The organism is Helicobacter canis, assembly GCF_900451095.1.
Classification (GTDB): domain Bacteria; phylum Campylobacterota; class Campylobacteria; order Campylobacterales; family Helicobacteraceae; genus Helicobacter_B; species Helicobacter_B zhangjianzhongii.
In genome coordinates, this window is the sequence record NZ_UGHV01000001.1 from 1,529,547 (window position 1) to 1,550,475 (window position 20,929).

A 20,929-nucleotide genomic window follows, 5' to 3' on the forward strand; every position below is an offset into this window, starting at 1 on the left:
GGGGTAAAGTGGATATTAAGCTTTGTGGGGTAGAATATGGGCAAGCCTTTAAATCACCTGCGGGAGTTGTGGTATCGTGGGCTTATGATTTAAGAGCATTAAGGCTAAACCATCACCACTATGGGATAAATTTAGCCTTGCTTAGTTCTTCCAACTCTAAAGCATAAAGCCTTTTTCCATTTTCTAAATATTCTTTGAGTGTTATAAGTGCGTTTGCTTCCTTGCCATTTAGTGTTATCGCAGAATTAAAACGATAAATGCTTACTCTAGGGTCGTTGTGCTTAGTATCACTTAGCTTTTTAGCAAAAATTGCATTCTCAAACACTTCTTTTAGATTATTTGCCACCGCAAAATGCTCGTTAAAACTAAAGCCATTTGCTATACTCTTTTTTACATTGCTGATTATCTCTTTTGTGCCTTTTCGTGCGATTGTGGCTTGTATTCCTGTTTCTTTGTTTGTGATTGCTATGTCTTTTAAGCTGTTTAGATATGCTTCACTCTCAAGTCTTAATGTCTTAAAATCCTTTTCCTTTGGTATTGCTATCTCCACTTTTTGTCCTTGCGCTTTTGGCGTGGATTTTAGCGTATCTCCTGCTTTGTCTCCTAGCTTCTTGCTTAATGCTTCGCCCATCATCGTGGCTTCGGCATTTGTATCATAAATGCTTGTGTCCATAGTTTTATGGGGGTGTGCTTGTAAAAATCCCTTTTCCCCTAGGGTTTTTAAATTGTGTATATTTTGCTCTTGCTTGTAGATATGCTCCTGCAAGGAGTGGATTCTGTCATTGGCTAGTTTCTCTGCAGTTATTGGATTGTCAAATACTTTTTTATATTCTGCAAGTATGTTGTCATATTCTTTCTTTGTTTTCTCTAGCTCTTGGCGTGTTTGTAAAAGATTTTTTTCAGCTCTTGCAAGTGCGTCATCTTGCATTAGCCTTGCTTGCACATTTCTAGCCTCCACTTCTCCGTGCAGGTCAAAATACTCTTTGGCTTGTCTATAATAGTTTCTCCCATACGCAAAGCCCTCTATATCTTGGATTGCGTGTTGTAGCTCGTGGTATAGCACTTCTTTGGGGGTGTGGTGTGTCGTGGCGATCTCGCCTAGGTTTATGGATAGGTGCTTGCTCTTTCCGTTATATTCTGGCATATACAGCCCAAAGGCTTCTAGTGTTTTATCATTTTTTATCACTAGGGTTTTAAGTTGTGGATATGCGTTAAAAAGCTCTTTATCTTGCAAAATCTCCCCTAGCTCTACTTGCTGGGCTTTTTCAAGCTTGGGTATATCAAGCTCCCCACCCCTTTGGCTTATCTCAAACTTCCACCTTTGATCCTTGTCCTTATACCAGCCTGTTTGCTCCCATATCTCTATCTCTTTTGCGCCTTTTGCTTCTAGCTCTTTGGCTCTCTCTAGCCTTGCTTTGTGCGGTGCGTAGGCTTCATTTGCTAGAGCCTTCTCCCCTGCGAAAAGCTGTGGATTTATATCAAAAAGCTTATTGTTGTGTAAAAAGCGCGTTAAAGCATTGTGCGTGCTGGTGGTGGCGTAGGTGTGCAAGTCTCTTTTGGCGATTTCTTGCATTAGCTGTGGATTGTCTTTTGCGATGTTTGGGTAGCTTTTGGCTACTTTTTTTGCTCGCCACTCTAGTCCCTTTGCCACTGCCTTGCTCCCAGCTACTCCGCCGAGCAGCCCTAGGGCAAACTTCTCGGGGCTAAATCTCCACTGCCCATTTTCATCTTGCTCTATGCCGCTCACGCTTCCGCCTAGTAGTCCCGCCCCTAAGTGTGGATTGCTGTGAAAGATATTGGGACTAGAGTTATTAAAATACTTCCGCCCACTCTCGCTCTCTACGCCCCTGTTTTCTATATGCTTGATTTGATTGCTATCAAGCACCATAATCGTATCTGCCACGGGGTGTTTTTTGCCATTTTGTGTGCTATCATCTATGATATTTTTAAATATTATAGAATCGTGAAAATCCCTAATATTTTCTTGTATATGTTTAGGGATACTATCTATTGCATCATCTATATAATCATTAAATGTATGCCCCTTAAAGTCTATCACTAAAGGATTTTTGGCATTCAAAAATACTTCATAAATATTAGCATTATAAGTTCTTGCGATTTTTTTGCTTGATGAAAAGTAATGCCCTTGTAAAAATTTATCCACTTGATTACTATATTTTGTATCAAAGACTTCAAAAATTTTATTTCCTATTTCTTTCCATTTCGTGCCGTGATAAAACACCTTCGGCAGTCCGTTTTCATCTTTTGTCAAAGGGCTTGAGTCTTTGTGCCACTCTAGCAGATCTTTTGCCTTTTTCTCATCGTAGGCAAACTTTTTCATCGCGGATTTTAGCAAGGCGTTAGAATCCGTTTTTGGCGTTTCTTGCAAATCTTGTGCTATACTCTCCCCATCGGTTTTAGCAATAGTAGTGGTTTCAGGGCGTGCGGTCGCCACCGATTGAGCTTTAGCCGCCGATTCTGTGCTAGGCACGCTGGCACTAAAAGGGTCGGGCTTATTTAAACTCTCTAGCTCTAGAGTATAGATTCTATTTTTCCCCTCTATTTTTTCAAACAATGTTATTTTTGCTTGGGCTTGCTTATCGTTTATGTGTAGATCTTTTATAAATCTATGCACTTGCGCGATATTTTCTCTGTGTTTATTGTCTGCGTGCGATTCTTTAAGCTTGCTATTTTCAAAGAGATTTTTCAAATCCTGTGCCGCTGTGAAATGCTCATCTCTGCTAAATCCATTTGCCACGCTTTTATCCACTGCTTTTTTGCTTGCGATTTTGTTAATTTCATCGGTTGTTACCACTCCTTGCAGTCCTGTTTCTTTGTTGGTTATAGGGGTGGATTTGTAAGGCTCTAGGGCTTGTTTCAAATCCTTTCTTAACTCTGCTATGCCCTTTGCTTCCCCTGTGGTGTAGGTGAAGCTTGACGCGCTAGAATCCACTTTTGGCATTTCTTGTGGCGTGGTGGTGTCTTTGGCGGTGGTGCTAGAATCTAGTCTAGGTTGTATCTTTTTCTTGTTAGTATGTCCATAAATGTGATAGTTTTTGACTACTTTTCTCCACTCCCTAGCAAAATCATAAAATCCATCAAGATCTAGCCCATATTTTTGAGCCACTGCAAAATGTCTTTCCGCCTTTTCTCTAAAGCGTTGCATTTTTTTAGGGGTGAGCGGGTCTTTTGTCTGCAAAAACGCTTCTTTATCTTTCAGCAATAAAGCACTATCAAATACTACTAAAGGTGGCACATCGCTATCATATCCCCATTTTTCAGTTAATTGTGAGTCGATTTTTTGAGCTAGGGGATTTGCTTTTATAAAATCAAGTATATCTCTAAGGTATTCATTGTTTTTGCTCCACGACTCTAGCACTTCCATATTAAAATCTGTTTTCCCTTTTTGTGTGGGCTCTTTGGCTTGGGGTGTTTCTTTTGGGGTTTGCGTGGGCTCCTTGTGGATCGCCGCGCCGCTATCGCGGCTCGCGATGACAGAGTGGGGGTCGCTCGGTGATGACGGCTGGGCTGGCTCGCTCTTTGGGCTTGGTTGCGTGGATTCTCCACTAGAATCCACTTTTTGCGGTGTAGCACTAGAATCCACTTCATCAAAAAGCCCTTTTTGTGTCGGCTCTTTGGCTTTGGGGGTGGATTCTAGGGCTTCTTGGGCTTGTTTAGATTGTGGCTTGTAGAGTTCAGTAATAAGCCCTTTTAGTAAATCCTGTTCTTTAGTGCCAGACATTCTTGCATTGTCGTGAAATCTAGATATTAGTATGCGCTTTTTTTGTAGCTGCTCGATTTGGGGGGTTTTGTTTTCAAACATATTTAGGATCTCTTGGCTATGGGCTAGGATCTCTTGTGCTATAGGTTTTTGCTCTTGGGGGAAATTATTTAGGTTTCTGGCTACATAGTCTAAATAGTCTTTAACCACCCACAAAGTGTAATCAATATCACTTCTAATCGTTGTATCTAGCACTTGGGCTATCTCATTTTGCTTTAATCCTATGTTTTTCAATAGCTTTTCAAACTTATCTTTTGCGGTGTTGTTCATCGCTTTTTTGGTTGCTTCTATCTCATTTCTCACAGATAGCTCTACCTTGTATGATAGCGAGCTTGCCATTGGTATATGCCCTTCGTAAAATTCTAAGGCTTTGGGATACTCTTTTATAAAATCATCTTTAAAATACTCAAAAGTCTTTACAGGATCGCTATTGTCTTTTGGCATTTGTGGTATAATCTCATCGCTAGCAGGTGAAATAGCTTCGGTAGGCTTTTGCTCTGCTTTAGGTGGAGTAGTGGTAGCAGGTTCGACTCCTGTCCTTGCTAGTTTTTTGTATTTTGGATTGCTAAGTTCTGCGCTATTGACTTTCTTTGCTGTGATGAGAAAATTCCCTTTATTATCGCTATCAAGTATGATGAGATTTATTTTTTCCCCATTATTTTTATCTGCAAAAGGTATGATAAAGCCACTTTTATCATCTGTGTAGGCTTCTTTTGCTTGGGCTATCACTTCTGGGATTTGCTTTTGCTCCTCTAGTGTTAGTGCTTGCCCATACTCGCTTTTTCTAGCTTCGCTGATGTGTCCTGCCCTAGCTCGTGTGATAAAAACGCCTGCGCTGTGATTGTTGTTTATAAGCTCTTGTAAGTTGTTATTTAGTGTTGCGATTTTTAGAATCTCTGGGGCGTTTTGGTAGTCTTTTTGCGCGATTTTTTCTAAAAACTCGCCATATTCTTGCGGTGTGGCTAGGGGTAGGGCTTCTAGTTGTTCTTTAGTGAGTTTGCTTGTGGTTTTTGTGCTTAATTCTTTTATCTCGCTAGAATCCACTTTTGGTGTGTCTGCTGGTGTGGATTCTACACTAGAATCCGCTTCATCAAAAAGCCCTTTTTGTGGGGGCGTGTCTCCCTCTAAGATTCTAGGAGTTTCGGTGGGGCTTTCGTGGTTTTTGGGCGATTCTAGGGTAGGAGTTACCTTGTCGGTAATGACTGCCCTAGAATCGCCCAAATCTGCGGAATGCTTACCCAAAACAAGCGAAGCGGTCGGCGATTGCCGATGTTTCTTTAGTAAAGCTGAATCCTTGCCCTTGAAAGCATTATATTTCTCGCGGAGCTTGGGTAGTAGCTCTACCGCTTGGGCGACTTCGCTGCCTGCTTCGCCCTGCTTGATCATATACTCGATGAAGTCAAAGATGTCTGCTTGGCTGATATTTTTGCCCTGTGTGAAGCCCGTCTCGCTGAAAAAGTCTATCCTAGGGGCTAGCTGGGCTTCTAAGCCTTTGTGGGTGTTTCTTAGCGACTCATAGAGTGATCCGCTAGGATTTTCTAAGCGCATAAATCGCGCCAAGCTCGCCCCTAGTAAATCGGCGATCAAATTATCATAAGTATTTGGCATCATCTCTAGCATCATATTTGTGCCGCTAGAATCTGTCGTGTCTATGATGTGCTTGATCTGCTCATTTAGCTCTTTGAAGTTTGCCGCGCGGGTGGTGCGTAGGCTTGTGGCGGCTTTATACATAGCTCCTAGCAAGTAGGGTCGTAAGTCTAGCTGCTTTAGCCCATACTCTACGGCGTTGTTGCTTAGGATATGCCAAAGTCCCGCGGTATCTGTAAAGGTCTGCAGTGTCTTATCCGCATCTTCTTTATCAAGTTTGCTAAAGGCATTTAGCATTTCTGTGATATTGGCATTTTTATCGGCTTTTATGGTGTGTGCTAGCAGGGCTAGATTGGTGTCATTTTCATTAGGATAGGGGCTTTAGCAAAGCTATCACATAAGCGAGGGCGATAAATTCTAGAGCAAGGGTGGATCTAAGGGAGACTAGATTGTGAAGCAAAAAATCAAAGAGCTACTACGAGATAATTGTGTGAAGGTAAAAAGTGGATTCTAGCACCCCTTTCCAGATCCCTACGGCACAAGCCAAATCTAAGTGCTCTGCTGTGTTCCCACCCTGAAGCGTTGCCTAGAGATAGCCTTGCATAGGTCTAAAAAGGAGCGGGCGGATTATAGATAGTTTGCACTTAAAGATGGCTAAATATATTAAACAATCTTTTACCCAAAGTGCCTTATAATCGCAAAAATCTTGTAAAAGTGTGTGCCAAGGAGAGTGTGTGAAAATTGCTATTGTGTGTGCATCAGAATTGCTGCAAAAAAGCCTTGAAATTTATCTCAAAGACTATCTTGCGCCTATAGAGGCGTGCGATTTTGTCATTTCGGATTATCAAAGCTGTGATATGAAGCCTGTATGCTTAGTAGGCACAGCAAATGCCCATATCAAAACACCCTTTACGCAAGAGAGTTTGCTAGCAAACTGCAAGGTGTTTTATGCGACTTATTGCGCGGAGTCTCTACCTATTTTGCCGCCCAAAGATTCTCGTATTTTTATGCAAATTGATCAGCTATTTACCCAGACACTAGAAGACTTTCGCCAAAAGCTCTATGAGATTTTGCGAGATGGCGGCTACAATGCGCACTAGCAAGCCAAGCTCCGCCAGATCCCTAAAAATCTTGCGCGTGATAGGGGGGAAATGGCGAGGGCTTAAGCTCTTTGCCCCAGAATCTAGCCTTGATTCTAGCTCTATGCGCCCCACTCGCCCGACAAAATCTATTGTCAAGGAATCGTGCTTTAATACCATTGGCGGGGATATTTATGGAGCTTGCTTTATCGAGGGGTTTGCCGGGAGTGGTAGTATGGGGATAGAAGCGTTGAGCTTAGGGGCTAGTGTGGCGGTGTTTTGCGAGCGTGATGAAAATGCACTGCAAGCCTTGCGGACAAATCTCAATCTCTTGCCAATTACAACCCTAGAATCCATCTCCCTAGAATCTACCACAAACGCTCACGCAAAGCCCCCTTGCGCTTGTATCGTGCAGGGCGATAGCTTTAGCAATCTTACAGATATATTGCGCACTTGTGCTATGCCTAGTATTCTCTATCTTGATCCGCCCTTTTGTATCCGCCAAAATTATGCTGATATTTATGAAAAATGTGCTAATCTTATCGACTCTGTCGCTAGCCCATATCTCAAGCTTATTATCATCGAGCATAGTAGTGGATATACATTTGCGGATGTGATTGGGGATTTTACCCAGAGTAAAACTAGGCGATTTGGTAAAAGTGCATTGACTTATTTCACAAAAGGAGCATAAATGGCAGAAGAGCAAGAAGGACAAGAGCAGCAAAAAGGCGGTAGCAAAACGATGTTGTTCGTGATCATTGGGGCGGTGCTTGTCCTAATTATCGTGGGTGTTGTGGTGATTATGCTGATGAGTGGAGATGGAGAAGAGGAAGAAGAAGCGCAGGCACCCAAACAAGAGCAAAAGCAAGGTGCCAAAAAGCCAGCTGGATCGGTAGGCACTGATGTGGCATTGATGAATGTAGGACCGATTTTACCTGTTACAGCTAAAGAGCCTTTGATCATCAATCTCTCCACACAAGGGCGCGATGCATATTTGTCTATTCAGCTATCCATTGGGCTTAGTAGCGATAAATTGCAAGTAGAAGCCGAGCGCAAGCTAGATATTATCAAAGATACATTTATTGATGTGTTTTCTACCAAAACACCTGAAGAGCTTAAAACCTCTAAGGGTATGAATCGCGCACTTGAAGAGGCTAGAAATAGAATCAATGAATTTTTAGTAGATGGGCAAGTAACGCATATATTCCGCACAAATGCCTTTATCCAGCAGGGCTAGCTAGAATCTATGATAGGCATCGATCTTGTCAAAATCTCTCGAGTCGAGCGTGCTATCGAGCGTTATGGCGAGAAATTTTTGGCGAGATTTTTATGCGAGAGTGAGCGAGAGATTTTAGCACATAAGGCGTATGCCCCTAGGAGTGTGGCGGGATTTTGGGCGGCTAAGGAGGCGTGTGCCAAAGCACTTGGCGTGGGGATTGGCGATAGGCTTAGATTTGTCGATATGTGCTTATCTTACGCGCCTACAAATGCCCCGCTTCTAAAACTGGATTCTAGGAAATGCGCAGAATTTGGCGTAGAATCTTTGGCGGTTAGTGTGAGCCACGATGGTGGGTTTGCGATCGCTGTGGTGGCGATTAAATATAGCTAGGAAAGGGGTGGTATGGCACAAGAGAGATTTGAAGGTAAGGTGTGGAGATTTGGGGCAAATATCGATACAGATGTGATTATCGCCGCGCGCTATCTTAATACAAGCGATGAAAATATCTTGGCACGCCATATTATGGAAGATGCGCGTGCGGGATTTGCAGATATGGTAGCAAGTGGGGATATTATCGTGGCAGATGAGAATTTTGGCTGTGGGAGTAGCAGGGAGCACGCCCCACTTGCGTTAAAGGCAGCTGGGATTGCTTGTGTGATTGCTCCGAGCTTTGCTAGGATTTTCTATCGCAATGCCTTTAATATGGGATTGCTCATTTTAGAATGCGATGAAGTGGGGGGTATTAGCGAGGGGGATAGGCTGGCAGTTGATGTAGTCAAAGGAGAGATTATCAATCAAACAACTAGCCACATTTATCACTTCAAGCCTATTCCGGCGTTTATGCGAGAGCTATTGCAAAGTGGCGGGCTTATCGAGTATGCCAAGAAGCAGTTATAGGCTAATGTGGAGCAAGGAGCAAAAATGGCAGAATCCATAGCAGTCATCAAAGGTGATGGGATTGGCGTAGAGGTTGTCGATGAAGCATTGAAGGTCTTGCGTGTAGTGTGTGAGCGATTTGACATAGCTTGTGAGTGTAGTGAGTATATGATGGGTGGGTGTGCGTATGATAACTATGGCGATCCACTGCCCAAAGAGAGCTTGCAAGGGGCGTTGCAGGCAAAAGCGGTGCTATTTGGTGCTATAGGTGGGGCAAAGTGGGAGAATCTCCCTAAAGACAAACGCCCAGAATCTGGGCTTTTACGCTTGCGCAAGGAGCTTGGTGTCTTTGCAAATCTGCGTCCTGCTATGGTTTTTGATGAGCTGGTAGAAGCAAGTGCATTGAAGCCAGAGGTGATTACAGGTGTGGATATTTTGATCGTGCGTGAGCTTATATCTGGGATTTACTTTGGAGAGCCAAGGGGCAAGGAAAAGAATCGCGCATATAATACTATGGCATATAGTGTGCAAGAGATTGAGCGGATCGCGCATAAGGCATTTGCCCTAGCGTTATCACGCTCTAAGAAGCTTTGCTCGGTGGATAAGGCAAATGTGCTTGAAGTAAGTGAGCTTTGGCGAGAGGTGGTAGAGCGCGTGGCAAAAGAATATCCACAAGTTGCGCTAAGTCATCAATATGTCGATAATGCAAGTATGCAGCTTATCCGCGATCCTAGGCAGTTTGATGTGATGCTTACAGGCAATCTTTTTGGCGATATTTTGAGTGATGAAGCAAGCCAGATCACCGGGTCTATCGGCTTGCTGCCAAGTGCTAGTGTGGGTGAGTCCCACGCTATTTATGAGCCCATTCACGGCTCTGCGCCTGATATAGCAGGGCAGGGTGTTGCTAATCCAATTGCAGCTATCCTTAGTATGGCTATGATGCTTGAGATCTCGCTTAATCACACAAAGGCTGCAAATGCTGTGCGCAAGGCAGTTTCATCGGTGCTAAAGGCAGGTGCGCGCACGCAAGATATAGCGCGCTTTGGGTGCAAGAAGCTTTGCAGCACACAGGAGATGGGTGATCTCATCGCACAAGCCGTTGCGCGATCTGTTTTGTCGGAGGAAGTGTGATGGCGATACACACAAGCACGCTTGCTAGTATTTATGAAATGCAGGGCTATAATGAAGAAGCGATAGTGATTTATGAAGAGCTGTTGAAAAAAGATCCGCATAATCAAGAAGCAAAGCTAGCCTTAATCCGCCTAAAGACAAAAAAGCACCATTTCAGCGGGGTCAATCAAGACAAGCTCGCATTATTTGTCAATGCAAAAACACAAAGTGATTACCAAAAGCTTGAGCAATGGCTTTTGGGCTAGTGGCAGTTTAAGCGATAGGAATAGGAGCAAATATGGGAGATAACACAGAGCTAAAAGATCTTATCTTGCAAACCCTTGATGAAGTGGCAAGAGATCCAAATGATATATCTAAAGATGAATCAATCCAGCCCATAGAATCTATGGCAAAGCAAAAACTGGATTCTAGTGATCCTAGCCCAGATCTTGCCAATACGCCAAAGCCCAAGATGACTCTACCAAAGACTAGCATAGAATCTAGCCCGATAAAAGAGGGTAAAATCATCGCGCCAAGTGCGCGGGAGTGCGGGCTAAGTCAAGAGAGCTTGCTGCTTTTAGAAAATCTTAGGGAGAAGCTGCTCGTGCTTTTTGAGGGGCTAAAAATGCCAGAGCTACAAGATACACAAAATAAGCTTGATTTGGTGGTGCGATTTTTGCAATATCAACTATGTATGATTGATGAGATTTTGCAAAAAAGCAAGTAGAAGAGGTGTGGTAATTTTGTAAAGGATTTACCTAAGAATTGCTACAATAGGACAATTTATCAAAGGAGAATGTATGGCGAAGTTGTTGTTTGGTGTGAGTGATACAGAGGAGTGTCGCGCAGCGATAAAGACAATCATCAGGCTTTTTGGACATAGGCAGGAAGTGGAGCTTACGCTCTTACATGTAACTCCAGAGGTGCTTGTATATGCGGAGAGTGGGATTGTGGATTATGGAATGATTGAGAATATCGAAAACGAAAAAAGCAATGAAATTTTAGATGAATTTGAGCAAACATTTAAGGCAGAAGGCATAGCGTGTAAAAAGATTTTGCGCACGGGCAATCCTATCGATGTGATGCTAGAAATCGCCGATGATTATGACTTACTTGTCATCGGTGCTAGCGAATCTTCCTTGCTTCATAGGATTTTTAGCTCACATCAAAATAGCTTTGTAAGCTCCTCTCCTATTCCGGTGCTTGTGGCTAAGTAGGAGTGATAATGCGCACTTATGTGCATATATTGGGGATTGTAGCAGTAGCTACTTCGGCTAGCTTTGGGCTGGAGTTTGGCGTTATGGGCAATGTCTCTGCCGGTATGGGTGGGGCAGGGGTCGCGCTTAAAAACTCTCCCTTTGCTCTCTACTATAATCCCGCGCTTTTAAGTGCAGAAAATAGCGTGCGGTTTGGGTATTCTCTTGGGATTGGCGTGCGAGAGAAAAATCTCGATAAAATCGCTAATATCAACCTTGAAAATTTCGCTGCTAGTGCAGAGAAGTTTGCCTCTCTTATAGGTGGTGCTGTGAGTGGTGGCACAGGAAATACAAGTGCTTTTGAGAGTGTTTTAGACTCTGCGCTTGATAAGACGCTGGGTGGTGGCAGCACAGGACAGACCCTAGAGCAAAAGCTTGAAGCCTTCCAAACGCAAAATCCAGACCCAAGCCAATGGGGGCAGCTTGTTGAAAATATCAAGCAAGAAGCTGGCTCTTCACAAGCACTCTCGCAAGAGCAAAAAGATCTTTTAGACTCTCTGGCTGGGAGTGTGGATTTTGGAAATTTGCAAGTGGATTCTAGCGGCAATATCACAAATATTGAGATAAATTTCGGTGGGAATCTAGGGCTAGATCAGGCTATCAAAGATTTTGCTAATCTTAAGAGTGCGCTAGAAGAAAACGCGCTTAATTTCACAAGCCAAAATGGCGTGGCACTGCAGTTTGCCCCTGCATTTTTGCGCGGGACTTTGGGGACATTTGGCGTGGGGCTTTTCTCATCATTTTATGGTGCGACTTCGGCAAAAATTGATCCAAACCGCACAGCACTCATCATTGCTTCAGGCAAGGATTATTATAAAATTGATGCAAAAGGTGGCAATTTTTCTTATACACAAACAACAAAAGATGATTACGAGCAGCATTCTCTTGAATACGCCTTGCAGCAGGGCAATGCACACTCTATCCTTACGCGCGGATTTTGGATCACAGAGATCCCCATAGGCTATGCGCATACCTTTTACTTTAGTAATGTCAATTGGAATCTAGGCGTGTCTGCGCGTTTAATGAGTGCTAGTAACACAGTGAGCAATATCGCTCTCTCAACTAAAACAGATTTTGCCACAGAGGGGAAAAACTTCTTAGCAGGGAAAAACTTTGAGACAAAGACCGCAGTCGCAGTGGATCTAGGGACTATGCTAGAGATTGATCTGCCTAATTTCCGCTATCTTAGCTTTGGCGTTGTGGCAAAAAATATCAATACCCCCACTTTCCAATACAGCACCGGTGAAGTTGCCATAAAGCCCCAATATCGCGCTGGAATAGCGTATAATCAAAATAATTTTGTCTTTGCTTTTGATGTGGATTTATGGAAAAATGAAATGTTAAGTGATAGCTTCAATCGCCCCTTTAGTCAAATGATAGGCGGCGGCGTGAAGTTTGATATTAAAGCTTTTGATTTGCGCGTGGGGCTTATGAAAGATATGCGCCAAGATGATGGGCTTATCATCACAGGTGGGGTAAATATCTTAGGCTTTTTAGATGTGGCTGTGCAGGCTGGCACAGAGCTAGGAGAAGCTCAAGGCTACCGCTTCCCTCGCTATCTTAATGTGCGTGTGGGTGGAAATATTTCATTTTGATAGTGGATTCTAGGGGGCTTGGAACATTTTGTATGGATTACTTAAGGAAGCCTTATAGATTTTCACGCGCGAATACTATCGCGTAGGCTTACGATGAATAAAAGTGGATTCTAGGGCAAGCACTAGCACCGTGCAAATCCACAAAGCAAGCCAATTTCTCTCACTTCGATCAAGCTTTGCTTGCGTGGCGATTTAGAATCTAATTTGCAAAGCTCTAAATTCTAGGTTTTAATGAGTGCAGTGCTAGAATCTATTTTGTGCGGCTTTGTGTTTGGCTCTATGTGTGTTGCGCTCGTGCCATAGCCAAGATATGATCAAAATCCCTACGCCAATATCAATGCAAACATCAGCAAAGTTAAATATCGCAAATTCAAACCAATAATGCCAATACACATAATCCACCACCTTGCCATATACAAAGCGATCAATCACATTGCCTATCCCACCTCCTAGGATAAAGCCAAAGCCTAGCCAATACTGTCTAAACGCTCCATTTGCTAATGTCAAATACAAGCCTAGCCCCGCTAGCAGCGCGATTTGTATCCACTTAAGCCACCCTTGCAAAAACGCAAACATCGAAAACGCCACGCCATCATTATAGACAAGCACGATAGAAACTGCCCGACTCTCCCAGCGGAATCCTTCTAGCACTTGAATCTTAAGCCACTGATCTAGCACAATAACGCTAATAAGAATAGCCAAAAACCACACTATGCGTGTTTTCATCGCGCGCACCTACGCAAGCTTTGAGCGCAAAAAGCTCTCTAGCTCTTTGCTAGCAGATTCTATCGCTTCAGCACTTTTGCCCTCCACCAAAATACGCAAGATAGGCTCCGTGCCAGAGTAGCGGATAAGTGTGCGCATACCTGCCTTTTCTATTTGCTTGCATAGCTCGCTAAAGCCAGAGATGGATTCTAGGGGCGTTTTTTCTAACACTTTTAGATTGATAAGCTTTTGCGGATAGAGCGTGAAAGGATTTAGAGCTTGATGACTTGAAGTTTTCTTGCGCAAAACTAGTGCCATCACAGCAATCGCACTCATCAGCCCATCGCCCGTGGTGGAATAATCACTAAAGATAATATGCCCACTTTGCTCACCACCAAAATTACTGCCATATTGTTTCATCGCATCAAAGACATATTTATCCCCCACATCACATCGTTGCAGGGTGATATTGTGCTTGGCAAAAAATTCTTCTAAAGCAAGGTTGCTCATCTGCGTGGCGATGATTGTGTTAGATTCTAGCTCGCCAATGCTGTGGAGATACTCCCCAAGCGCACCTAGCAAAATATCGCCATTGATGATCTTGCCCATATTATCGACCACCACTAGCCTATCGGCATCGCCATCAAGCGCGAAGCCAATGTCTGCGCGGTATTTCAGCACTTCATTTGCGAGATCTTGGGGGTGCATAGCCCCGCATTGCTCGTTGATATTAAAGCCATTTGGCGTATTGTTGATGATAACCACATCTGCCCCTAGCTCGTGGAAAATCGTAGGCGCGACCTTATAAGCCGCTCCATTGGCGCAGTCAAGCACGATACGCAAGCCCTGCAAGCTTAACTCCTTGGGAAAAGAGTTTTTAATATGCACGATATAGCGTCCTACCACATCATCTATACGCTTGGAGCTGCCGATCTCCTGTCCTACCTTGTGATTTTGGGCTAGCAGCTGCTTGTTGTGATAGATTTTTTCTATCTGTGCTTCAGCTTTTTCATCAAGCTTATTGCCAAAACGATCAAAAAACTTTATCCCATTATCATCAAACGGATTATGACTCGCACTAATCATAATCCCCGCATCACAGCGCATATCTGCGGTGAGGAAGGCTATGGCAGGGGTGGGCATAGGACCTACTTGTATGACATCATAGCCCACAGAAGTAAGTGCGCTTACTAGGGCGTTTTCTATCATATAGCCGCTGCGGCGCGTGTCTTTGCCAAGTAGAATCTTATTGCTTGAGCGGATATGCTTTTGCTTGGCAAGATCGCGGAAATACAGCCCAGCAGCGATGCCTAGCTCGATACAAAATGCCGGTGTAAGGAAGCTTCCTGCCCTGCCGCGCACACCATCAGTGCCAAAGATTTTGGCTAGATTCTGGGGCTTATTTGTTGATAAAGTCTTTTTGCTCATTGAACTGCTCCTGTGGTCGCTATGTGTGGAGATTAAACTGCTTTTAAATAAAAATTAGGCAGAATAATGCCCTAAAATTTTTTACAAAAGGATTAAGCCAATGGCAAACCACAAGTCCGCAGAGAAACGAATCCGCCAGACAGAGAGACGCACAGAGCGCAATCGCTACTACCGCACAAGGATCAAAAATATCATTAAAGCTGTGCGTGAGAGCGTGGCGAATAATGACCTACCTAAAGCACAAGAAGCCTTTAAAATCGCCAATAAAGAACTTCATAAATTTGTCAGCAAAGGCATTGTGAAGAAAAACACCGCCGCACGCAAAGTCAGCCGCCTAAACGCTGCTGTAAAAAAGCTCGCCCAATCTGCTTAATCTCCTAGCTTTTGCTAGGCTCTCTCAAGGGTTACAAATTTTATGCTTAGTGATACACTGCGTCCCATTATCGCGCGTTATGATGAAATTAGCGATCTGCTCTCTCGCCCCGAGATAGTAGCAGATGTCAAGCAGCTAACTACCCTTAGCAAAGAGCAAAGCCAAATCCAAGAAATCACGCAGCAAGCGAGAATCTATCTCTCTACCCTAGAATCCATACAAGAAAACAAGCTACTTTTAGAAGACAAAGAGCTAAGTGAGCTTGCTAAAGAAGAGCTAAAATCTCTAGAATCCACTAAAACAGAGCTAGAAGAGCACTTGCGAGTGCTGCTAATCCCCAAAGACCCAAATGATGATAAAAATATTTATCTCGAGCTGCGAGCAGGCACAGGGGGCGATGAGGCGGGGATTTTTGTGGGGGATTTGTTTCGCGCATATTGCCGCTATGCTGATACAAAGGGCTGGAAGGTGGAGATTATAAGCTCAAGTGAAAATGATGTAGGCGGATACAAGGAGATCATCGCGCTTGTGAAGGGGGCTAGCGTGTTTTCTAAGCTTAAATTTGAGGGTGGCACGCATCGTGTCCAGCGTGTCCCTCAAACTGAATCTCAAGGTAGAATCCACACTTCTGCTATCACCGTGGCGATTATGCCAGAAGTCGATGATGTAGAAATCACCATTAACCCAAATGACTTACGCATAGAAGTCTTCCGCGCGGGCGGGCACGGCGGACAATGTGTCAATACCACGGATTCTGCGGTGCGTATCACGCATATCCCCACAGGCATTAGCGTATCTATGCAAGATGAAAAGTCCCAGCATAAAAACAAAGACAAAGCGATGAAGATTCTAAAAGCTAGAATCTATGAAGCCCAGCTTGCCGAGCAGATGGCGCAAAACTCCCAAGCGCGTAAAGATCAAGTCGGCAGTGGCGATAGAAGTGAGCGTATCCGCACTTACAACTACCCGCAAAATCGCCTGACAGATCATCGTATCAACACCACTTTATATAGCCTAGAAGAAATAATGCTCTCTGGTAATTTGGATTCTATCATTGATCTTTTGATAGCCCACGCGCAATCGCTTGCCCTAAGCGCACAAGAATAGCCCTAAAATAGCCCCTAAATCCCTAGTGCAGAAGTGTGTAATCTTTGTGGTCTTGCTAGAATCCAAGCAGTTTTGAGATAGCTCTCTTCTGCAAGACCCCAAAAGCTATTATGATAAATGTGCTAGTAGTGCCTGTATGCGCTGTATGCTCTGGTCTTGCCCTATGATTAGCAAAGCTTCGCATACGCCTATACCACCACCTTTGCCAAGTAGGGCTAGGCGCAAGGCTGGCATAAGCTTGCCGATTTTTACAGAGCTGGATTCTGCGTAGTTGTGGAGATAGGATTCTAGCTTACTGGGATTAAGAGCGCAAAAACATTGGGCAAATTCTTCTTCATCAATGATTTTTGCCAAAACTCTCAGCGCACTAGAATCCACTTTTTGTAGCATTTTTTCATCATAGGATTTTGGCGGGGTTTGGATATCTTTAAGCTGGGCGGCAAACTCTACGAGAGTTTTGCTCCTGTCTTTTAATGCGCTAAAAAGTAGTGATTTTATCGGCTTTTCATATTCATCAAGCTTCGCGCCAAATTCTTGCAATAGGGCTTCTAGCCTTGTATCATCACAGGCTTTAATGTAGTGTTGATTAAGCCATAAGAATTTTTCTTGATTGTAGCGGCTAGCAGAAGAATTGATGTCTTTAGCATCAAAAAGCTCGCGCATTTCTTGGAGAGAAAATATCTCCTGATCCTCATAGCTCCAGCCAAGTCGCACAAGGAAATTCAGCAGTGCTTCTGGTAAATAGCCCATAAGCTTATAGTCCATAACGCCCATTGCCCCATCACGCTTGCTAAGCTTTTTGCCATCGGGGTTGAGAATCATAGGGATATGATAAAACTTGGGAATAGAGAAGTTTAGGGCTTGATAGATAAGAATCTGCTTTGGTGTGTTGCTAGTGTGATCATCACCTCGGATCACATCTGTTACGCCCATTAGCGCATCATCGATTGCCACGACAAAGTTATAAGTCGGGCTGCCATCTGAGCGCAAAATGATGAAGTCATCAAGCTCTTTTGCTTGCACGCAGATTCTGCCTTTTACCCCATCATCAAAGACTATTTCACCATCAAGTGGGGCTTTTATGCGGATCACAGGAGTGCGATCGCTTGGCGGCGTGCCGGTAAAATCTCGGTAGCGATTGTCATAGCGCGGCGTTATGCCCTGTGCGCGTTGGGATTCTCGCAACTCTTCTAGCTCTTCTTTGCTCATATAGCAGTAATAAGCCTTGCCTTCTTCTACAAGTTTTTTAGCATAGCTGGCATAGAGTGGGAATCGCTCGCTTTGATAGATGATTTCATCATCACATTCTAGCCCCACCCACGCAAAAGATTCTAGGATCGCTCGTGCAGCATCTTTGGAGTTTCTAGCAAGATCTGTATCTTCAATGCGTATGAGAAATTTGCCTCCGTGCTTGCGTGCATAGAGATAGTTAAATAACGCTGTGCGCAACCCTCCAATATGCAAATAGCCTGTGGGTGATGGGGCAAAACGCGTAACAACCAATCGCTTATCCATTAGATCTCCTAGGTGCAATATTTGGCGTGGATTTTAGCAAATTTTTGCTATATTTTGCGTTTTACAGGAGCGTGGTAGATGTTTTTGCTTGTGCTATATATCATAGGGATTACCGCAGAGGGTATGAGTGGGGCATTGATCGCTGGGCGGTATAAGATGGATCTAATTGGCGTGCTGTTTATCGCTCTAGCGGCTGCTATTGGCGGGGGGTCGGTCCGCGATATACTCTTTAATCATTATCCGCTTACTTGGGTAGCCCATCCAGAATATATTATCATTGTTTGTGCTGCGGCATTGCTTACGACACTAATCCCAAGCGTGATTGCTCGGCTAGAGAAGCTGTTTTTGGTGCTTGATGCTTTGGGGCTTGTTACATTTGCAGTCATTGGTGCAGAGATCGCGCGTGCGCAAGGCTTAGGAGTCGTGCTAGTGGTAACCTCTGGTGTGATCACTGCGGTATTTGGCGGTGTGCTGCGCGATATATTTTGTGGGATTGTGCCGCTTGTATTTCGTAAGGAATTTTATGCAGGAGTAGCGATCCTTACTTCGCTTATTTATTATGGACTAAGTTTGCTTGAGTGGGATTTGGAGGTGGCGAGTATTGTGGCTGTTGTGAGTGGGTTTATCATTAGGATTCTAGCGATTTGGTATAACTTCTCTGTGCCGGTGTTTTCCTATGGGGCAAAGGAGTAGGTCTATATAAGGAGCAAGAGATGATTTGTGTATTTGACATAGAAACAATCCCAGATGTAGCACAAATTGCACAAGCATATAATTTGGATGGCAAGAGTGCTTTGGAGATTTGCACATACGCCTTTAATGCACAATTAGAAAAGAGTGGTAGCACATTTTTACCGCTTTATTGGCATAGGGTGATTGCGATTTCAAGTGTGGTGTGTGATGATTATGGGAAGTTTGCTAAGGTGGGGAGCTTTGGCAAGAGTGCTAGCGAGAATCTAGTCTATGATGAAGCAGGGATTGATAAGCTAGAGCAGTGCTTGATAGAGGAGTTTTTGCAATTTTTAAATACCAAAGAGCCTAGGCTTGTGAGCTTTAATGGCAGGGGATTTGATATGCCTGTGCTGCTGCTTAGGGCTATGCGCTATAACTGCAGCGCGTTTAGATTCTTTGAGGCGCAAAATTACGCGCGGACAAAAAGCAAATGGGAAAATTATCGCGCGAGATATAGTGAATATTGGCATACGGATTTGCTGGATTCTCTGGGGAATTTCGGCTCTACGCGTGCGCTCACGCTTGATGGCGTGTGTAAAATGCTTGGGATTGTGGGGAAATATGATGTGAGTGGTGGTGATGTGTATGAGCTATTTTATAAGCAAAAAGCCCTTGATGTGATCAATCATTATTGCCAAAGCGATGTGCTAAATACTTATTGGCTGTATTTGAAGTATGCGATATTAAAGGGAGAATTGCAGAGTGAAGAGTATGGGGTGATATTAGAAGATTTTGCTAGCAAGCTAGATTCTAATGCACCTTATGCAAGAGTATTTAAAGAGCAAATTGCTTGTGAGATCACTAAGTTACAGGGCTTATGAAGGCATTGGCAATGCGCTCCTTGCATTGTGCTAGCGATAGGGACTCTTGCAGGCTATAAGCATACAAGCTTGGACGCAATCTTTTAGGGATATGTAGTTTGCGGAATTGGTCTTTGACTTGTTTGGGTAGGGTGATACTGGTGTATTTGGTGATAAGAATAGCAAAAGGATAGCTCGTGCTAGGAAAATGCTCTATGCAGAATCTAGCTTTTTGCTGGGCTTTGGTATGTGTAAAAGGCGGATTCTGGCTTGCTTGCTGCTTGCTTGCTGTATAAATCTCACAAGAAAAATGTGTGCGTATAATTTCTTCTCGCTGTTTGCTTGAGAGCACATAGCCCTGTGTCTTTAATGCATTGGCGATGTGGTGGATTGCTTGGTGTGTGTCAAAAGCATAAATACCGATAAAATAACTATGCTTAGTAAGGAAGAATCCACCTTGATAGAGAGAATCTTTTTCTTTGCTAAGGATTTTTAAGCTTTGCTGCAATCCCTTGCCGTAACGCTGGATTAGCTCGGTGGCAAAATGTGTGCGGATAAAGTTGCGCTCATAGGCTGGGTTGGTGTTTGTGCTATCTACAAAAAACTTTAATCCCCTGCTTGTGCAGTAGTTGAGAATATCTTGCTTATAGCACCAAAGTAATGGACGGATAATGGGGTAGGGCGTGGATTTTGGGGTTTCTTGTGTGCTTTGTGGATAATACCAAGCAATCTCTTCAAAGCCAAGTAGCCCGGCGATACCGCTGCCCTTGCCAAGTCGTAGTAGTAACCATTCAATACGATCGTTGAAATTATGCGCTAGCAAAAGCCCAGAGTAGCTGTATCTAGCAATTAGCGTGCTAAAAAACTTGTAGCGAAATTGTCGTGCTTGCGCTTCAAAATTACTAGAAAAAATAGGGGCTTTAGTTTGAAAGCATTGTTTATCGTGTAGTGTGGCAAGCTCTTTGGCATAGGCGATCTCTTCTTTGCTTTGTGTGCGCACGCCATAATCCACAATAGCAATGTCAAAATCAATATGCTTTTCAAGTAGATAAAAAAATAGTGCGACAGAATCTGCTCCGCCAGAAAATCCAAGCAGAAATTTGCCATTGTGTAAGATGGGGTTGCATAAAGCCTGCATAAGCAATCTTTGATAGATTTATATTGTAGAAATAAGTGTAAAACATCTATGGTGCCGAAGGTCGGACTCGAACCGACACAAGGTCGCCCTTACTAGATTTTGAGTCTAGCGCGTCTACCAGTTTCACCACTTCGGCATTTTGTGAATGGTGCGCTGAGCGAGACTTGAACTCGCACGGGTCGCCCCGCCACCCCCTCAAGATGGTGTGTCTACCAATTCCACCACCAGCGCATACCCTGCATAAGCAGGGGAAATTAGCCTAAAAGAGCTTTGAATGCTTCAACGATCATTTTAGATTCTGGTAGGAATGGATTCCCATAGATTGCAATGATCGCAAAAACAAGCGTATAGATAACTTGCGCTTCAATAAGTGCTAGTGCGATAAACATTGTCCCAAGAAGCTTGCCGCCAATACCCGGATTTCTCGCGGTCCCAGAAATTGTAGCTGCTGCTGCATTTCCCATACCGATTGCTCCACCAAGTGCAGCAATACCAAGACCAATAACACCACCAGCTACAGAAAGAGCAAGCAAAAGTGATAGATCACTACCGCTAAACACACTCTCGCCAGCGAATGCAAACGCTACAAAACCAAAACACAAAACAAGTAAAGCTTTCATTGTTTCTC

Annotated in this window: 20 protein-coding genes, 2 tRNA genes and 1 other RNA gene; 14 read left to right on the top strand and 9 right to left on the bottom strand. The window is 43.8% G+C overall.

Going from position 1 to position 20,929, the window contains the following annotated elements:
- Positions 1–118: 118 nt before the first annotated feature.
- Entirely contained in the window at positions 119–5,665 is a 5,547-nt protein-coding gene (locus DX060_RS07235) for an LPD3 domain-containing protein (RefSeq protein ID WP_115011825.1), read from the bottom strand.
- Positions 5,666–5,885: 220 nt separating this feature from the next.
- Positions 5,886–5,983, bottom strand: an RNA gene (ffs, locus tag DX060_RS07240) — signal recognition particle sRNA small type.
- A gap of 119 nt (positions 5,984–6,102) precedes the next feature.
- Between ffs and DX060_RS07245 the strand changes: the two genes are divergently transcribed.
- From DX060_RS07245 to traF, 10 genes are all read left to right on the top strand, one after another.
- Positions 6,103–6,468, top strand: coding sequence for a hypothetical protein (locus tag DX060_RS07245; protein WP_115011826.1), 366 nt, complete (start codon positions 6,103–6,105; stop codon positions 6,466–6,468).
- Positions 6,458–7,138, top strand: coding sequence for an RsmD family RNA methyltransferase (locus DX060_RS07250; protein WP_181814234.1), 681 nt, complete (start codon positions 6,458–6,460; stop codon positions 7,136–7,138). The genes DX060_RS07245 and DX060_RS07250 overlap by 11 nt, the downstream gene beginning before the upstream one ends.
- A complete protein-coding gene (locus tag DX060_RS07255; RefSeq protein WP_115011828.1) occupies positions 7,139–7,684 on the top strand; it encodes a flagellar basal body-associated FliL family protein in 546 nt (181 codons plus the stop codon). It abuts the gene before it with no gap.
- A gap of 9 nt (positions 7,685–7,693) precedes the next feature.
- Positions 7,694–8,056, top strand: coding sequence for a holo-ACP synthase (gene acpS / locus DX060_RS07260; protein ID WP_115011829.1), 363 nt, complete (start codon positions 7,694–7,696; stop codon positions 8,054–8,056).
- A 12-nt stretch (positions 8,057–8,068) separates the two neighbouring features.
- The gene (locus DX060_RS07265; RefSeq protein ID WP_115011830.1) at positions 8,069–8,563 is read left to right on the top strand and encodes a 3-isopropylmalate dehydratase small subunit; all 495 of its coding nucleotides are present in this window, start codon (positions 8,069–8,071) and stop codon (positions 8,561–8,563) included.
- Positions 8,564–8,587: 24 nt separating this feature from the next.
- On the top strand, positions 8,588–9,673 hold the full coding sequence (leuB, locus tag DX060_RS07270; RefSeq protein ID WP_115011831.1) for a 3-isopropylmalate dehydrogenase: 1,086 nt from the start codon (positions 8,588–8,590) through the stop codon (positions 9,671–9,673).
- Positions 9,673–9,918 carry an MDM20/NAA25 family protein gene (locus DX060_RS07275; protein ID WP_258552251.1) on the top strand — a complete coding sequence of 82 codons (246 nt, stop codon included), beginning with the start codon at positions 9,673–9,675 and terminating at the stop codon, positions 9,916–9,918. Before leuB ends, DX060_RS07275 begins: the two co-directional genes overlap by 1 nt.
- 32 nt (positions 9,919–9,950) lie before the next feature.
- On the top strand, positions 9,951–10,379 hold the full coding sequence (locus DX060_RS07280) for a CiaD-like domain-containing protein (protein ID WP_115011832.1): 429 nt from the start codon (positions 9,951–9,953) through the stop codon (positions 10,377–10,379).
- Between the two features lie 73 nt (positions 10,380–10,452).
- A complete protein-coding gene (locus DX060_RS07285; RefSeq protein ID WP_115011833.1) occupies positions 10,453–10,869 on the top strand; it encodes a universal stress protein in 417 nt (138 codons plus the stop codon).
- 8 nt (positions 10,870–10,877) lie between these two features.
- On the top strand, positions 10,878–12,503 hold the full coding sequence (gene traF / locus DX060_RS07290; protein WP_115011834.1) for a conjugal transfer protein TraF: 1,626 nt from the start codon (positions 10,878–10,880) through the stop codon (positions 12,501–12,503).
- Positions 12,504–12,746: 243 nt separating this feature from the next.
- Here traF and lspA read toward each other — a convergent pair whose 3' ends face one another.
- Both lspA and glmM read right to left on the bottom strand, forming a co-directional pair.
- A complete protein-coding gene (lspA, locus tag DX060_RS07295; RefSeq protein WP_115011835.1) occupies positions 12,747–13,229 on the bottom strand; it encodes a signal peptidase II in 483 nt (160 codons plus the stop codon).
- 9 nt (positions 13,230–13,238) lie between these two features.
- Entirely contained in the window at positions 13,239–14,636 is a 1,398-nt protein-coding gene (gene glmM, locus DX060_RS07300; RefSeq protein ID WP_115011836.1) for a phosphoglucosamine mutase, read from the bottom strand.
- Between the two features lie 100 nt (positions 14,637–14,736).
- Between glmM and rpsT the strand changes: the two genes are divergently transcribed.
- Together rpsT and prfA are read left to right on the top strand one after the other, a co-directional pair.
- Positions 14,737–15,009 carry a 30S ribosomal protein S20 gene (gene rpsT, locus DX060_RS07305; RefSeq protein ID WP_115011837.1) on the top strand — a complete coding sequence of 91 codons (273 nt, stop codon included), beginning with the start codon at positions 14,737–14,739 and terminating at the stop codon, positions 15,007–15,009.
- Positions 15,010–15,051: 42 nt separating this feature from the next.
- The gene (gene prfA, locus DX060_RS07310; protein ID WP_115011838.1) at positions 15,052–16,116 is read left to right on the top strand and encodes a peptide chain release factor 1; all 1,065 of its coding nucleotides are present in this window, start codon (positions 15,052–15,054) and stop codon (positions 16,114–16,116) included.
- A 108-nt stretch (positions 16,117–16,224) separates the two neighbouring features.
- On the opposite strand, the gene gltX is transcribed toward prfA, so the two are convergent.
- Entirely contained in the window at positions 16,225–17,631 is a 1,407-nt protein-coding gene (gene gltX, locus DX060_RS07315; protein ID WP_115011839.1) for a glutamate--tRNA ligase, read from the bottom strand.
- A 78-nt stretch (positions 17,632–17,709) separates the two neighbouring features.
- Here gltX and DX060_RS07320 point away from each other — a divergent pair, with 78 nt between their 5' ends.
- Both DX060_RS07320 and DX060_RS07325 read left to right on the top strand, forming a co-directional pair.
- Positions 17,710–18,324, top strand: coding sequence for a trimeric intracellular cation channel family protein (locus DX060_RS07320; RefSeq protein WP_115011840.1), 615 nt, complete (start codon positions 17,710–17,712; stop codon positions 18,322–18,324).
- A gap of 20 nt (positions 18,325–18,344) precedes the next feature.
- Positions 18,345–19,184: a 3'-5' exonuclease gene (locus DX060_RS07325; protein ID WP_115011841.1), complete on the top strand. Its 840-nt coding sequence runs from the start codon at positions 18,345–18,347 to the stop codon at positions 19,182–19,184.
- Here the strand turns inward: DX060_RS07325 and tilS are convergent.
- From tilS to DX060_RS07345, 4 genes are all read right to left on the bottom strand, one after another.
- On the bottom strand, positions 19,165–20,301 hold the full coding sequence (gene tilS, locus DX060_RS07330; protein ID WP_115011842.1) for a tRNA lysidine(34) synthetase TilS: 1,137 nt from the start codon (positions 20,299–20,301) through the stop codon (positions 19,165–19,167). The two genes, DX060_RS07325 and tilS, sit on opposite strands and share 20 nt — an antisense overlap.
- 49 nt (positions 20,302–20,350) lie before the next feature.
- Positions 20,351–20,437: transfer RNA gene (locus tag DX060_RS07335), tRNA-Leu, on the bottom strand.
- A gap of 10 nt (positions 20,438–20,447) precedes the next feature.
- Positions 20,448–20,532 (bottom strand) — tRNA-Leu (locus DX060_RS07340).
- Between the two features lie 23 nt (positions 20,533–20,555).
- Complete coding sequence (locus tag DX060_RS07345; RefSeq protein ID WP_115011843.1) at positions 20,556–20,921, bottom strand: F0F1 ATP synthase subunit C; 366 nt, start codon at positions 20,919–20,921, stop codon at positions 20,556–20,558.
- Positions 20,922–20,929: the final 8 nt, after the last annotated feature.